The organism is Caballeronia sp. HLA56, from assembly GCF_054655155.1.
Map to the genome: position 1 here is coordinate 567,101 of NZ_BAAHOB010000002.1, position 14,815 is coordinate 581,915.

General features: G+C 62.0%; 12 protein-coding genes. 6 read left to right on the forward strand and 6 right to left on the reverse strand.

All coding sequences use genetic code 11. The features are described from left to right. Positions 1-11: 11 nt before the first annotated feature. Positions 12-1,034 (forward strand): ABC transporter substrate-binding protein, encoded by a 1,023-nt coding sequence (locus ACYQ47_RS08995; protein WP_250469236.1) that lies wholly within the window; start codon positions 12-14, stop codon positions 1,032-1,034. A 70-nt stretch (positions 1,035-1,104) separates the two neighbouring features. On the opposite strand, the gene ACYQ47_RS09000 is transcribed toward ACYQ47_RS08995, so the two are convergent. Next, the gene (locus ACYQ47_RS09000) at positions 1,105-1,398 is read right to left on the reverse strand and encodes a hypothetical protein (protein ID WP_250469237.1); all 294 of its coding nucleotides are present in this window, start codon (positions 1,396-1,398) and stop codon (positions 1,105-1,107) included. Positions 1,399-1,507: 109 nt separating this feature from the next. Here ACYQ47_RS09000 and ACYQ47_RS09005 point away from each other — a divergent pair, with 109 nt between their 5' ends. Then, the gene (locus ACYQ47_RS09005) at positions 1,508-2,473 is read left to right on the forward strand and encodes a GlxA family transcriptional regulator (RefSeq protein WP_459905151.1); all 966 of its coding nucleotides are present in this window, start codon (positions 1,508-1,510) and stop codon (positions 2,471-2,473) included. A gap of 25 nt (positions 2,474-2,498) precedes the next feature. Here ACYQ47_RS09005 and ACYQ47_RS09010 read toward each other — a convergent pair whose 3' ends face one another. After that, positions 2,499-3,455: a quinone oxidoreductase family protein gene (locus ACYQ47_RS09010; protein WP_459905153.1), complete on the reverse strand. Its 957-nt coding sequence runs from the start codon at positions 3,453-3,455 to the stop codon at positions 2,499-2,501. A gap of 87 nt (positions 3,456-3,542) precedes the next feature. Between ACYQ47_RS09010 and ACYQ47_RS09015 the strand changes: the two genes are divergently transcribed. Further along, positions 3,543-4,325 carry an AraC family transcriptional regulator gene (locus ACYQ47_RS09015; RefSeq protein WP_459905155.1) on the forward strand — a complete coding sequence of 261 codons (783 nt, stop codon included), beginning with the start codon at positions 3,543-3,545 and terminating at the stop codon, positions 4,323-4,325. Here ACYQ47_RS09015 and ACYQ47_RS09020 read toward each other — a convergent pair. The 4 genes from ACYQ47_RS09020 to ACYQ47_RS09035 all read right to left on the reverse strand — a co-directional run bounded on the left by ACYQ47_RS09020 (position 4,322) and on the right by ACYQ47_RS09035 (position 10,745). Then, positions 4,322-5,995: a cobaltochelatase CobT-related protein gene (locus tag ACYQ47_RS09020; RefSeq protein WP_459905156.1), complete on the reverse strand. Its 1,674-nt coding sequence runs from the start codon at positions 5,993-5,995 to the stop codon at positions 4,322-4,324. The genes ACYQ47_RS09015 and ACYQ47_RS09020 overlap by 4 nt on opposite strands. After that, complete coding sequence (locus ACYQ47_RS09025; RefSeq protein WP_459905158.1) at positions 5,992-7,182, reverse strand: ATP-binding protein; 1,191 nt, start codon at positions 7,180-7,182, stop codon at positions 5,992-5,994. The genes ACYQ47_RS09020 and ACYQ47_RS09025 overlap by 4 nt, the downstream gene beginning before the upstream one ends. Positions 7,183-7,244: 62 nt before the next feature. Continuing rightward, the gene (gene prpF / locus ACYQ47_RS09030) at positions 7,245-8,447 is read right to left on the reverse strand and encodes a 2-methylaconitate cis-trans isomerase PrpF (protein ID WP_459905159.1); all 1,203 of its coding nucleotides are present in this window, start codon (positions 8,445-8,447) and stop codon (positions 7,245-7,247) included. A 36-nt stretch (positions 8,448-8,483) separates the two neighbouring features. After that, entirely contained in the window at positions 8,484-10,745 is a 2,262-nt protein-coding gene (locus tag ACYQ47_RS09035) for a multicopper oxidase family protein (RefSeq protein WP_459905160.1), read from the reverse strand. A gap of 472 nt (positions 10,746-11,217) precedes the next feature. Between ACYQ47_RS09035 and ACYQ47_RS09040 the strand changes: the two genes are divergently transcribed. The 3 genes from ACYQ47_RS09040 to ACYQ47_RS09050 are packed head-to-tail and all read left to right on the forward strand — an operon-like array spanning position 11,218 to position 14,808. Further along, positions 11,218-12,822, forward strand: a complete 1,605-nt coding sequence (locus tag ACYQ47_RS09040) for an ABC transporter substrate-binding protein (RefSeq protein ID WP_310391824.1) — start codon at positions 11,218-11,220, stop codon at positions 12,820-12,822. Between the two features lie 10 nt (positions 12,823-12,832). Continuing rightward, positions 12,833-13,813 carry an ABC transporter permease gene (locus ACYQ47_RS09045; protein ID WP_244830895.1) on the forward strand — a complete coding sequence of 327 codons (981 nt, stop codon included), beginning with the start codon at positions 12,833-12,835 and terminating at the stop codon, positions 13,811-13,813. Between the two features lie 44 nt (positions 13,814-13,857). Then, positions 13,858-14,808: an ABC transporter permease gene (locus tag ACYQ47_RS09050; RefSeq protein WP_459905161.1), complete on the forward strand. Its 951-nt coding sequence runs from the start codon at positions 13,858-13,860 to the stop codon at positions 14,806-14,808. Positions 14,809-14,815 lie beyond the last annotated feature (7 nt).

A 14,815-nucleotide genomic window follows, 5' to 3' on the forward strand; every position in this document is an offset into this window, starting at 1 on the left:
GAGACAGCAACGTGAAAACAGTATTGTCGTTTCTTGCCGGCGCCTGCTTCGTGGCGTTGTCGGCAAGCGCATCGGCGCAAGTTGCGACGGGCGATACTTCGTCGCTCAAGATCGCGCTTTCGAACAACTACGCGGGCAATAGCTGGCGTCAGCAGATGTTGAAGAGCTGGTCGAACGTGGCGGACCCGGCTGTAAAGCAAAAGGTCGTCGCGGCCGCACCCACCTTTACGACCGCCGAGAGTCAGGCGACCGAACAGGTCCAGCAGATTCAGAATCTCATATTGCAGGGCTTCAAGGCCATTGCCGTCGATGCCGTCTCGCCCTCCGCGCTCAATGGCGTCATCAAGCAGGCGTGCGGCGCGGGCGTGACGGTCGTGTCGTTCGACGGCATCGCGACCGAACCGTGCGCGTATCGCATCGCCGTGGATTTTCAGGGCATGGGGCGCATGCAGGTGGATTATCTGGCGAAGCGTCTGAACGGCAAGGGCAACTTGCTGGAAATTCGCGGGCTCGCGGGCGTTTCCGTGGATGACGAGATTCATCAGGGTATCGTCGATCAGCTCAAGAAGTATCCGGGCCTGAAGATCGTCGGTTCGGTGCATGGCGACTGGACGCAAACCGTGGCGCAGAAGCAGGTTGCGGGTATCTTGCCGACCCTGCCGCAGATCGATGGCGTGGTCACGCAAGGCGGCGATGGCTTCGGTACGGCGCAGGCCATCAAGGCAGCGGGCCGGCCGACGCCTATCATCATCCTCGGCAACCGGCAGGAAGAACTGGCGTGGTGGGCGGAGCAGAAGAAGACCGGCTACGAGACCATGTCGGTGACCATTCCGCCGGGGGCTTCGTCGTTTGCGTTCTGGGTCACGCAGCAGGTGCTGGCCGGGAAGAAGATTCCGCACGATATCCGCATGCCGGTGCTCGAAGTGAAGCCTGAAGAGCTGGACGCGGTGTTGGCCAAGACGCCAACGGGCGCGCTGGCTAACAAGGAATACACGCGGGATGAGGTTGTCGCGGTGATCGACGGAAAGAAGTAGATGTTTGCGAAGTAGCGTGTTGAAGGGCGGCCAATGAATGGCCGCCCTTCGACTTTCATGACGCGCCTGATCAGCCCTTCTGAATCAACCGCCCAAGCGGCGCGAGCGGACCCACCGGAATCAGGTCGAAAGTCATGAAACCGCCTTCGGTCAGCGGCAGCGCGCCGACTTCCGCTCGGGCCGCGTCGACCGATTCGACGTCCATCAGAAACATCACGCCCGGACGGTCCTGACGGAACCAGAATTGCTCGATCTTGCCATCGAGATAAAGCTGCAGGGTATGCGGAACCTCCTTCGGCATGATCCGTTGCTGCTGCTCCGGTGTGGGCGGATTGGTGATGGATCCAACTGCGAATACCTTCATGGGTGAACTCCTTCCTTGACTGCGTTGCGATGTACAACGGAGCTCACTGTAGTCTTAGGACGCAAAAACCGGTATCGTCGCAAATGCCAACTTTGAGGGCATTTACGCCATGCGAATTTCAATCGTCGCTCTGGAATGCCTGTTCGATACCGGGCTCACGGTCTTGCTCGATGCGTTCACGCTCGCCAACAAGTTCTCCGCTCAGGCCACGGGCGGTGCGCCTCGGTTCGATGTTTCGCTGGTCGGCGTGCGCAAGAAGGTCCGCTCGGCGCAGGGATTCGGCATTCCGGTTCGGCCGGTTGCAGCCGACCTGAAGCCCGACTGGGTGATCGTGCCGGCATTGAGCACCGGCACGCCCGAGTTGCTCGTTCCCGCGCTCGAACGGCCGGATGTGAGAAAGGCCAGAGCGCAACTGCTGCAATGGCACGACGAGGGCGCGCTTATCGCAGCGTCGTGCATCGGCACGTTTCTGCTGGCGGAAACCGGGCTGCTCGATCATCGCGAAGCGACGACGACCTGGTGGCTCGGTCCGTTTTTCCGGCAGCGCTATCCGCATGTGCTGCTCGACGAATCGCGCATGCTCGTGCCGACCGATGTGGGCGTGACGGCCGGCGCGGCACTGGGACATCTCGATCTGGCGTTGTGGCTGATCCGCAAGGCAAGCCCGGAACTCTCGAATCTGGTGTCGCGTTATCTGCTTGCGGACCTTCGCTCCTCCCAAGCGCCTTACATGATCCCCAATCATCTGGCGCAAGCCGATCCGCTCATTCTGCGTTTCGAGCGATGGTCGCGAGAGCACCTCAAGTCAGGCTTCTCGCTTCAGGAGGCCGCCAGCGCGCTCGCGACGAGCACGCGTTCGCTGCAACGCCGGTGTCAGGACGTGCTCGGCAAGTCTCCGCTCGCGTACTTTCAGGATCTGCGGGTGGAACGCGCGCAGGCGCTTTTGCATGGCAGCGGTCTCGACCTCGAAGCTATCGCGGCCGAAGTCGGTTATGTCGATGGCGCAACCCTGCGCACGCTCTTGCGTCAACGCCTGGGACGCGGTGTGCGAGACCTTCGCGCGGACTTGCGCTGAGAGCGGTGCGCCGGGACTTTAAACTTCAACGCATGGCGAACACCGTGCGCTGTTTGTTGTCGTTGCCGTCCCAGTGCTCGCTCAACTGCGAGAGCGGCACCGCTTTTGCATCGACACGTAATGCTCCCGATGCAGCCGCGTTCAGTACCGCCTTCACGCATTCGAGCAAGCGCGGCAGTGCAACGCTGCCGATCCCGCTGCCCATCAACGTGATTGCAGTGGAACGCAGCACGGCGCCCGGCAAGCCGATCTCGGCGCCGCCAATCGAGCCGATCTGTATGAAGCGCAAGACACGGCCATCGTCCAATGCTTTCGCGGCGGCGATCAACAAGGCACGCGCACCAGGACCCCAGAGATAGTCGAGCACGATATCGACGCCTTCCGCGAACTGCGCTTCGAAAGCACGCGACATCGCATCCTCGTTTTCATCAAGGGCGATCGTGACATCGGCGCCGGCTTCGCGCAGCGCGTCGAGCACCGCCGCGTTGCGCCCTGTCGCGATGATCTTGCCCGCACCGAGATGCTTCGCTATCTGCACCGCGAGTTGTCCGGACGTGCCCGTCGCACCGTTGATCCACACGGTCTCGCCCGCGACGAAGCGTGCACGCTCGGTAAGCGCGGCCCACGACGACATTCCGGGAATGGCGATGGCAGCGGCGGTCACATCGTCGATTGCATCGGGCAGCGGCGCGCTACGTAATTGCGGCACGAGCGTGCGTTCCGCCATCGCGCCGAAGGGCGCAGACGGATTGAAAAAGTAGACGCGCGTGCCGTCATCCAGACGCCCGACGCCGTCCACGCCCGCGACGAACGGATACACCTTGCCCGACGAGTAATGCTGTCCCGACGCCTTGGCGCGGGCGAGCTGACTGAGCGCGGCGGCACTGACCTGAACGATGTGGTGTTCCGGCGTTGCGACGGGTTCGGCGAAGTCGCCGTAGAACGGTTGTTGTCCTGCTGCGTTGACAATTGCGGCTTTCATAGTGCCTCCGTGACGAATGCATCCAGTCTAGCCATGCGAGCGCGGCCAATCTCCGGTATAAAAGCCAATCGATACGGCAAACCGGCCATGACTACCCCGCTCATTCGCCCCGACCTCGTCACTTCGCCAGACGGGCCTTTTCTCGCTGCCGCCGAACTCACGCAAGCCGCGCCGCGCGAAATGTCCCTGCACAGTCACGCGCGCGGACAGTTGATGGGCGCGTTGAGCGGCCTCATGTCGATAGGTCTCGAATCTCACCGCTGGGTCGTGCCCGCCATTCATGCGATCTGGATTCCGCCGCATCGCGCGCATTCGGTGCGGTCTTTCGGGCCGTTCGCGGGATGGAGCGTGTTCATTGCCGAAGCGCGCTGCGGGGCCTTGCCGAAGGAACCGCGAGCCATCCGCGCAAGCGCGCTCATGCGAGAGGCCGTGCATCGCGCGGCGACATGGCCGGGCGAACCGCTCGATGCATCGCAGGCGCGTATCGCGGATGTCATCATCGACGAACTCGCGGCTGCGCACGAAGAGCCGCTTCATCTACCGCGTCCCGCCGATGCCGCGCTCGTCAAGATAACGGATGCGCTCGGCCGCGATCTCGCGGACAATCGCCGTCTGGAAGAATGGGCCGCGTGGGCAGGCGTGTCGTCTCGGACGTTGAGCCGTCGCTTCATCGCGGATACGGGGTTGAGCTTCGCGCAGTGGCGTCAGCAAGCACGCATGTTGCGTTCGCTGGAACGCGTGGCGGATGGCGCGCCGGTGACGACCATCGCGCTGGAACTCGGCTATGAAAACATCAGCGCATTCATCGATGTGTTTCGCCGCACCTTCGGCACGACGCCCGGCCGCTATACGCCGAGGAAGCGCGTTTAGATGTGTTCCAGCATCCATTCCCGATGCCCGAGCAGTGTCTGCCCCAGCACTTCGAACGCCGCCGCGGGCAACTGCTGAAGCTCTTCCACGACGCTGCATACGGGATAGAACTCTTCGACCGCGTCATCGAGTATTCCGATACCGATGAGTTCCACTTTACGCGCGAGCACTTCGCGCACACGCTCGCGCAGATCGCTACGCAAAAGCGCGGGATGACCTTCTCCCGTCGCCGGATAACCGTCCGACAAAACCATCAGTATGCGACGGCGCGCACGTCTCGCGAGCAATCTTTCGGCGGCCCAGGTCAGCGCTTCGCCATCGGGATTTTCGTGGCCGCATGCTATGCGCGCAAGCCCGCTGAGATTGGCCGAATCGAAGCGCTTAAAGACTTGCAAATCGAGTCTTTCGACAAAGCGATTGAAGCCTTCGGGCGGCGTGTGTCCACTAGAGAGCCAGCGCTCGTAATAAGCGCGCATGTCCGCGTCTTCTATCGAGCTATAGCCCAGCACTTCGCATGCGAAGCCGAGTTGTTCGAGCGCGTCGCACAGCGCGGTCGCGCATAGCCGTGCAAGTTCGATCTTGCGCCCAGCCATGGAGCCGCTTCGATCGATCAGCAGCGTGACGGCGGCATCGCGGCCGGGACGCGCGCGTGCCGCACGAAACGGCGTGCGATAGCCAGGCGATGTTGCAAGACGCACGAGCGACGGCCGGTCGAGTTCGCCGCGTTCCTGTTCGCGCTGCCAGTGCGTTTGTTCGTCGGCCTTCAATGCGCGTTCAAGACGTGCCTTCAACGGCCCTGTTTGTGCGCGCGCCAGCGTGCGCAGCTTGCGCCATGCGGTGGGGTCGCCCATGCCGGTGAGATCGGTCACGCGATCGAATTCCGTGGTGAGGGGAACGGAGCGTGTCGGTCGTTCGATCGGCGATGCATTGCTTTCGGGCGCGATGGCATCGCCTTGAGAATCGGGCGAGGAATCGTCGAGTGGCGCCGCGCTGGAATGCGCGGGCGTCGACTCTTCGCTGCTTGCGTCGTATTTGGGCTCGGATGCCGACTCGTGGTCCACGGTGAACATCATGTTGTTGATGTCGCCCGCCGATAGCGCTGCAATGCGTTCGAGCGCGCGCATTGCAAGACGCACGCTTTGTTCCGTCGATACGCTCGCACGCCCTTCGCGCAGGATATCTTCCATCACATGAAGCGCCGTGCCCAACGATGGCGTGTCCTCCACGGCCGTCGCTTGCTCGTTCCAGAGCGCGCGTTCGACGCGCCAAGCAAATTGCTCGCGCCAACTGAGCTTCTGCCAGCCGCCAAGAACGAGTTCCTGCCGATGCTCGCGGTACGAACGCAATAACGCTTCGGCACCGGGGTAAGCATCGAGCAGAAGGGCGCACGCGCGTCTGTCGTCGAGTGCGCGAGCGATACCGCGTGCACCTGCTGCCGTCTTGTCGAGTGCGTCTGAATCGCAATGACAATGCCGCGCGACGAGCAAGTCGAGATAGCCATTAACCGTGTCGTTTTGCGTCGTCGGGTCGAGCGTATCCGGCAGCAAAAGCAGCTTGCCGCGCACGACAGGCCCGTCCGGTGAGAAGCCGATTTCCAGATCGTCACGACGAGCCAGCGTGCGCGCGAGCTTCGCGAGATTGTCGTCATCCATCGGCGTCGATGCGTTCATCTCGCGATGTAATGCTGCACGATATCGCGGATCAACGCGGCGTCCTCGGCGCTGACCTTGGCGTAGATCGTCGGACCCGCGGCGGCTTCCGGGTCGCCGCTTCTCAGCATGAGCGCGGTCCAGTCGAGCAGCCTGCGCGTGGAGAACGCGCTCGACAGATCTTCGCGCGCGAAGGCAGCGCGACAGTCCGCCGCGATGGAGGCAAGCGTCGTCGCCATGGATGCGCTCACGCCCTCGCCGAAGGTACGCACGAGCACCTCGGCTTCATCGGCGGGAGAAAGGTAGTCGAATTGATACACGCGCCAGCGGTCGAGGAACGCCTCGTTCATCACGTTGGCGCCCTGATACAAGTGCCGATATTGACTCATCGCGCCGACTGCATTGGCTGTCGCAAACAATCTAAACGAGGGATGCGGCGTCACGATCTCGTTGCCCCTCTCCTTGAGCAGGAGACGTCCGCCGGGTTCCAGCACGGCGGTGAGGACGGCGAGTATCGCGGGTTCGGCGAAGTCCACTTCGTCGACGATCAGCCAGAGACCTTCGCGCATGGCGGTGGGCAACACGCCGTCGATCCAGATGGTCTCGCCGCCCTTGACGGTCCAGAAGCCGACGAAGTCGCCGACTGTCGTCTGTCCGTTCATGTTCGAGCGCAGCACGCCCTGATTCGTATGCGCGGCGACTTGTTCGATGAGGCTCGTCTTGCCCGTTCCCGTATGCCCGATCAGCAAGAGGCGCCGGTTCTCGACGATGTCCAAGAGGATGTCGCGTGAGCGTGCCGCGAAGAGATAGGCCGGGTTCCGTGCGGGAACGAAGGGTCCGCCCGCACCCGTCGGCATGGGCACGGAGTCGATGACCGTGCTGCCCACCATGCTCACGACGCCCACGCTTGCAACGGCCGCGCGCTTCAAGTCCTGCATGAACGCATGACGGTTTGGAGACGACGCCTGATCTTCCCGATGCTTCACGAAGCCTTCACGCCGCCACTTTTGCAGCTTGGCTTCGAGATTGTCGAGATCGACCACTGTATCGACACGGACTTCGCCCGCATTCAGACGATGCAGGATGCGATACAGATGCGGCCGGTCCGCGTGACTGACGGTCCATTGGCCGGCGTTTGCATCGGCGGGATGAACATAGACGCCGACGTGAGACGCGTCGCGCGTGGAAGATTCGAAAGAGGCGTTCATGAAAGGCGAGGCACGGGCGATGACCTGTGCGAGGGTGCATCAAAAGTCACGCCACGTCCAGCTTACTTCGTCGTGACCGACGACGGCACGAAGACGAAACCTTCCATCAGACGCCGCGCGCTGCGGCTCATGATGGCTTTCGTCACAGTCCAGCTTCCGTCGCGTTGCTCGGCTTTCGCGCCCACTTCGAGACTGCCGGAAGGATGCCCGAAGCGCACCGGTGCGTGCGCATTCGCGACGAGCCGGTTGACGACCGTCCCCGGAATGGCCGCCGCGACGGCGATAGCCACGGCGCCCGTGCCCGTCATCGCGTGATGCAGCTTGCCCATGGAAAAGATGCGCGCGTTGATGTCGAGCGCGGTCGCATCGACATGCTTGCCGCTCGATGCAACGTAGCTCGCGGGCTTCGCGACGAAGGCGAGCTTCGGGGTATGCGGGCGCGATTGCGTGGCTTCGTCGGCTGACGCGGCGAGACCCATGCGCACCGCGGCGTGAGCGCGAATGGCTTCGGCTCGTTGCAGCAAAACGCTGTCGCTGTTCACGTCGCGCTGCAGTTCGCTGCCTTTCAAGCCGAGCGATGCCGCATCCACGAAAATGGCCGGGTTTCCCGCGTTGATCATGGTCATTTCGACCGGGCCGACGCCGGGCACGTCGAGCACGTCGATAGCGTTGCCGGTCGGAAACATGCTCTCGTTTGCATCGCCGGCCGGATCGAGGAATTCGATCTTTATCTCGGCTGCGGGGAAGGTCACGCCGTCGAGTTCGAAGTCGCCTTCTTCGACCACTTCGCCGTCTTTCATCGGCACATGCGCGATGATCTTCGCGCCGATATTCGCCTGCCAGATGCGCACGGTGGCCGTGCCGTTACGCGGGGCATCGACGAGACCCTGCGCGATGGCGAACGGACCGACCGCCGCAGTCAGGTTGCCGCAATTGCCCGACCAGTCGACCACCGGCCGGTCGATGGCGACCTGACCGAAGCGATAGTCCACGTCGCAATCTTCACGCGAGGAAGGACCGATGATCACGACCTTGCTCGTGCTGGAGGTCGCGCCGCCCAAGCCGTCGATATGCTGGCCATAAGGGTCGGGGCTGCCGATCACGCGTAGCAGGACGGCGTCGCGCACGGCAGCGTCGGCGGGTAGCCAGTCGTCGCGGAAGAATACGCCCTTGCTGGTGCCGCCGCGCATGTAGACGGCCTGAAACTTCGACTGAGCCAAGATGATTCTCCGGGTGTGCACGCATTCGATGTCTTCATTAAACATCAAAACGTCCCGACCCGGATAACTTACAAAAGCATCTCAACGCCTGGCATAGTCTTTCGCCGAACACAGCGAGGCTGCCAGCGCGACTTGCGTTTCATCCTCGCCGCGCAGACGCGCGAGCCACTTGCCCGCGTTTGCCGATGCAGTAGCGAACGGCGCGGTCACGCGTTGCAGATAGGCTGTCATCGGCGAGACGATACTGACGTTCTCCATCATGCCGCGATCTTCGTGATCGAGGATATGGCAATGCATGACGAATTCGCCCGTGAAGTCCTGATAGATCGTGCGCATGGAAAGCTGATACCCGGCCTTGATGAAAAGCGTATCGCGCTCCACGCCTTGCAGGTTGCAGTACTCCGTGTCGCCGGTTTGAAGCTCTTCGTCGGTGCAACCCCCCGAGCCATTGAAAATGGAGTTGCCGGCTGCGTTCTTGATGTCGATGATCCTGAACGGATTCGTGTGAATGTGAAACACGTGTGTGGCGAAGGCCGTGGCAGAGACGTTCCATTGATCGATGTTGCCGAGCACGCCGGTGTAAGCAGTGACGCTCGGATCGTAGCTCTTGCCGTTGATGGTGAATGCGGGCGGCTTGATGTCGAACACGGCAGGAACGACGTTGACCACCTTGCCATCCACCGGCACACTGGGCGCGAACGCTCGCAACGTAAGCGATGCGAGATCCGTCTTCGCGGGTTCCGCGAGCGTGGGATTGGCCGCGACCAGTTGATTGCGAATGTATTGCCAGTAGCGCGAGTGATTGCCGACCGTGGTGTTCGGAATGTTGACGCCGGGACCGACACGCGCGAGCGACAACAGACGCCGGTCCTTCGCCTTCGATGAATTGGTTCTGAAGTTGATGGTCGCGGAAGCCGAGGCGGCTTCGTCGAGTATGCAATACACACCCGGCGATGGAAAGGCCACGAGCACGTCGCTGCGGTAGCCGGGGTTCATCGAATTGACGTCCTTTTCGACCATCGCGTTCATGGTGATGCCGTCTTCGGCGAACTCGAGTTGCTTGACGGTTTCATCGCTGCAGAGTTGATCGAGCGTCAGGGTCTGCGACGTCTTGGTGTTGTCCTTCGCGAGCGCCGAGGCTGCCGCGCTCGTCGCCGTGTTGACCTGCGCCGCGCTCAAGGACTGCGAATCCGCCACGCCAACGGCCGAGAGATTTGCACGCACGATCTTCACATTGATGGTGTCGCGATTGCCGCCATGCACCATGCGAAGACGGCGCACTTCGCCTGCGGGTACGAAGGTCGTGGCGCTCGGAAAGACTGGCTGAACCGCGCCGTTGATCTGCGTATAACGGCCGGATATTTGCCACGTCGAATTGAACTGCCCCGTGTGACCGGGCCGCGGGTCCTGAACGAAGGAAAGCTGGTTCGTATAGCCGCGAATTTCGCCGATCTTTCCAGATGGGCAGATCCATTCGAAAGTGGTCGGGTCGGCCAATGGCACGGTGGATTGCGCGTCGCTGAAGCAGCCGTATTCGATCTGCTGAAACAGCATGACGTGTTCGCGCATCGGCAAGGGCAACAGCAGGAAGCGGCGATGCAGGATGGTGTCGATATCGGCGCTGCCATCGACGACGCCACGGCGCGCCTGACGTGAACCGCGCACGATCAGCACGCCGGCCATGCCGCTCGCGACATCGATGGCAGTCGAGCCGTGCAGATGCGCGTGATACCAGAACGTGCCGGAGGGATGCGTCGACGGAATGTTGTAGACGTATTGCTGCGACTGCTGAGGCAGCACCGTCAGCAGCACGTTGTCCGACTTGCCGGAAGGCGAGACATGCAGACCGTGCGTATGGATGTTCGTGTGATTGAAGCAATGCGGCGTGGAGTGATCCGGATTGTCCGGGCAGTCGTCCACGGGATCGTTCACCTGCAACCTGTTGTTGAGCTTCAGCCTGAGCGTGGCGCCCGGCTTGATGCTGATGGTCGGCCCGGATGGGCAGCCATTGTACGAACGCATCGACACGGTATCGAAGGCGTTGGTGGAGGGGTTGTAGATGCGGTAGCTGCCCTTTTGCACCGACAGCGTGACCGAGGCCGAATTACCCGATGGATTCAGCCCTTGCAAGCACTGAAGCCGCGCAAGTATCGAAGCAAGCCCGCCCGGCGTTGCGACCGCTGTGTTGTCCGCCGTGGTGTCGGAGTCGTCGCTGAGATCGTCGAACGAACGTGTGGTCAGCGTGCTCGACGTGCTCTGCGCGAAGCTCATAGCGGGCGCGAATGCACAAGCGAGAAGCACGATCGGCAGAGCGCTTTTGAAACGACGAACGAGGGATTTCATGATCCGCTCCTTGCATGGACGAACACGGTTGGCTCGCTGCAAGAGGACATTAGGTGATTGGAAGAATGTCGTATCCCTAATCTTTTTCGATCTGTTCGCTTCACCACACGATGACCCGAGCGAGACGGTAAAAGCCGGTTGGCGTTGAAATCCGTGAGAGGGGAATATGAAAGGAAACAGAAGGGCGATGCCTCGGCGTCATCGCTTGCATGGAATTAGATCGGAACCCGAAACAATCTTCAGGTGCGACGAAATTCATCGCATCAATGCCATGGATTCATGTCTGACGATTAGGCGAAGTCGTCCGCGCACTCCCAATCCCGTCATAAGCTTTCCACCCGTTCGTGCTTTTGCATATGCAAATCGATTCGTTCGCGTCCGCGTGACGGCGTTTTAACGTGTGCGCTGCGGCAGCAGCCCAGCAACGCCGCCAAGATCATCGACGACAGACGAAACAAAGGAACGGCATTACATGGCAGGCATCGATCGACGGGGATTTCTCATTTCATCGGGCGCGGCGCTCGCGTCCGCAAGCCTGTCCTCACTGGCGTTCGCTCAGGGCGACGCCGGAAGTCCGAAGCGCGGCGGCACGCTCAACATGCTGATCAATCCCGAGCCGCCCGTGCTCGTGTCCATCTTTCAGACGACGGGGCCCGCGCTCGTCGCCAGCTCGAAAGTGCTGGAAGGCTTGCTCGCCTACGACTTCGATCTGAAACCGAAAGCGCAGTTGGCGACCGCATGGAACGTAAGCCCGGACGGTCTCAAGTACACGTTCACGCTGCGCGAGAACGTCAAATGGCACGACGGCCAGCCGTTCAGCTCGGCCGACGTCGCGTTTTCCATCGATTTGCTCAAGTCGATCCATCCTCGCGGGCGTAGCACGTTTGCCAACGTGGTGAAGGTCTCGACTCCCGATGCGCGCACCGCCGTGATCGAATTGTCGAAGCCCGCACCGTATCTGTTGAAGGCGTTGTCGGCGGGCGAATCGCCGATGGTCCCGAAGCATCTCTACGCCACGGGCGACCCGCTCTCGAATCCGCACAACAACGCACCCGTCGGCACGGGACCGTTCCGCTTCAAGTCGTGGACACGCGGCGCGAATATCGTCTATGAGCGCAACCCGGACTACTGGGATGCGGGCAAGCCGTATATCGATTCGCTCGTGTTCAAGGTCATTCCCGATGCGGCGGCGCGTTCCGCTGCGTTCGAAACCGGCGCGCTCGATCTCGGCGGCGAGAATCCGGTGCCGCTCACGGACTTGCCGCGTCTTGGGCAACTGCCGCAGCTTGCCACGGAAACGCGCGGGTATCGTTTTCTTCAGCCGCAATCGGAGATCGACTTCAATCTCAATCATCCGATCCTGAAGGATCTGCGCGTGCGTCAGGCCATTGCGCACGCCATCAATCCGCAGATAGTGCAGCGCACGATTGCATACGGTTACGCCGATATTTCGCCGACACCGATCACGCCTGCATCGCCCTATCACGACGCCAAGATCACGCCCTATGCGTTCGATACGGCGAGCGCCGAGAAGCTGCTCGATGCGGCGGGTTATCCGCGCAAGAACGGCGGGCCGCGTTTCAGTCTCACGCATGACTTCCTGCCTTATGGCGATATGCATCGGCGTCAGGCGGACTATGTGAAGTCGGCGCTCTCGCGCGTGGGGATCGACGTGACAGTGCGCTCGCAGGACTTGCCTTCGTTCCTGAAGCGCGTGTATGCGGACCGCCAGTTCGACTTCACCAGCATAGGCGTGAATACGCTGTTCGATCCGAGCGTGGGCGTGCAGCGTCTTTATTGGTCGAAGAATATTCGTCCGGGCGTGCCGTTTTCCAATGCGCCGCACTACAGCAATGCAGAAGTCGATACGCTGCTCGAATCGGCATCCGTGGAAACGGATGAAGGCAAACGGGTCGCGCTTTATCAGCAGTTCCAGCAGATCGTGAATCGCGACTTGCCTGTTCTGAACCTCATCGCGCCGCGCATGATCACGGTCGCCAACAAGCGCGTGCATAACCACACGGTGTCGGCGCAAGGTCTGGAAGGCAATCTCGCCGATGTCTGGCTGAGCGCGTGAAGGCATCCACATGAGCCGACGCACGCGCCTCGCCGCCATCGTTCGCCGCACGGCCTGGCAAGCCGTGCCGACGATGCTTGCCATCGTGATCCTCAACTTCTTCCTGCTGAAGCTCATGCCGGGCGATGCCGCCGATGTCATCGCGGGAGAGTCCGGCTCGGCCACGACGGAGAGCTTGCAAGCATTGCGCGCGAAGTTCGGTCTCGATCAGACGGTGCTCCATCAGTTGTGGTCGTATCTCTCGCATCTCGCGCACGGCAGTCTTGGTTTCTCGCCGCGTTACGACGCGCCCGTCATGCAGCTAATTCTTTCGCGGTTGCCCAATACACTTATTCTGATGGGCGCGGCACTTGGCATTGCAATCGTGGCGGGCATCGTACTCGGCGCGGTCATGGCGCATTGGGCCGGCAAGTGGCCGGACCGTGTGCTGTCCGTGCTTGCGTTGTTGCTCTATTCGACGCCGGGCTTCTGGATCGGGCTTCTCGCCATCGTGCTGTTCTCGGTGCATCTCGGCTGGCTGCCGAGCGGCGGCGACGTGACGGTTGGCGCGAACCTGCATGGCTTCGCTTATCTGGCCGATATCGGCAAGCACGTGCTGTTGCCCGCGGTCACGCTCGCCACGTTCTTCGTCGCGATCTACGCGCGTCTCACGCGCGCCGCCATGCTCGAAGTGCAGCGGCAGGACTTCGTGCGCACGGCGCATGCAAAAGGATTGCATCCGTTGCGCGTCACCGTGCGGCATGTGCTGCGCAATGCGCTGATGCCGCTCACGACGATGGTCGGCATTCACTTCGGTACCTTGCTCGGCGGCGCGGCCGTGACCGAGACGGTGTTCAGTTGGCCAGGGCTTGGCCGCCTCGCGCTCGATGCCGTCATGGCGCGCGACTTCAGCGTTCTGCTCGGCGTCCTGCTGCTTTCGTCGCTGCTCGTGATCGTGGCGAACGTGGTGGTCGATCTGTTGCAGGCATGGCTCGATCCGCGTATAGCCTGATACGCCCGGCACGCCCGACACGCCTGACATTCATTCGAGGACGCATGGCTTCCGATTCCCCCGAACTCGTTTCATCCCATGCCTCGCCCTGGCGGCGTCAGCTCGCGGGCGCGTTGTTCGGCACCCGCCGTGGTGAAGGCGCACCCACGGCCCGCGCGCGGCGTGGCGCATGGCACGCGTTATTGCGCAACCCTTCGGCGCTTGCGGGACTCGTGTTGCTCGCGGCGTTCATCGTGCTTGCGTTGAGCGCGCCGCACTTCTTTCCGGGCGATCCGCTCGACATGGTTGCGGTTCCATTCGAATGGCCTGGCGCCGATCCGATGTATCGCCTCGGCACCGATTCGCTTGGCCGAGATGTCGCCGCGGGCGTAGCCCACGGCACGCGCGTGTCGCTACTGATCGGCGCATCGGCGGCTGCGATCGGCTTGTTGATCGGCACGCTCGTGGGCGCTATCGGCGGCTTCTTCGGCGGTCTCGTCGATGATCTGCTCGTGCGTATCACCGAACTCTTTCAGACCGTGCCGTCGTTCCTGCTCGTGATCGTGATCGTCGCTATAGGACGGCACAGCGTGACGATCATTGCGCTTGCCATCGGCATTGCTTCGTGGCCCACGGTCGCGCGAATCGTGCGTGCCGAGTTCCGCACCTTGCGTCAGTCGGACTTCGTGCTTGCGGCGCGCAGCCAGGGCTTCAGCAACGCGCGCATCATCTTCGGCGAGATTCTGCCGAACGCGTTGCCGCCGGTGATCGTCACTGCATCCGTGATGGTGGCGAGCGCCATCCTGATCGAATCGTCGCTTTCGTTTCTCGGCATGGGCGACCCGAACGTCGTCACGTGGGGCGGCATGATCGGCGCGGGACGCGATTCGCTGCGTACCGCGTGGTATCTGACGGCGATACCGGGCGCGGCCATCGTGCTCGCCGTGCTCGCATTGAACCTGCTCGGCGACGGTCTCAACGACGCACTCAACCCGCGCATGCGCGAACGACCATGACGAGGCG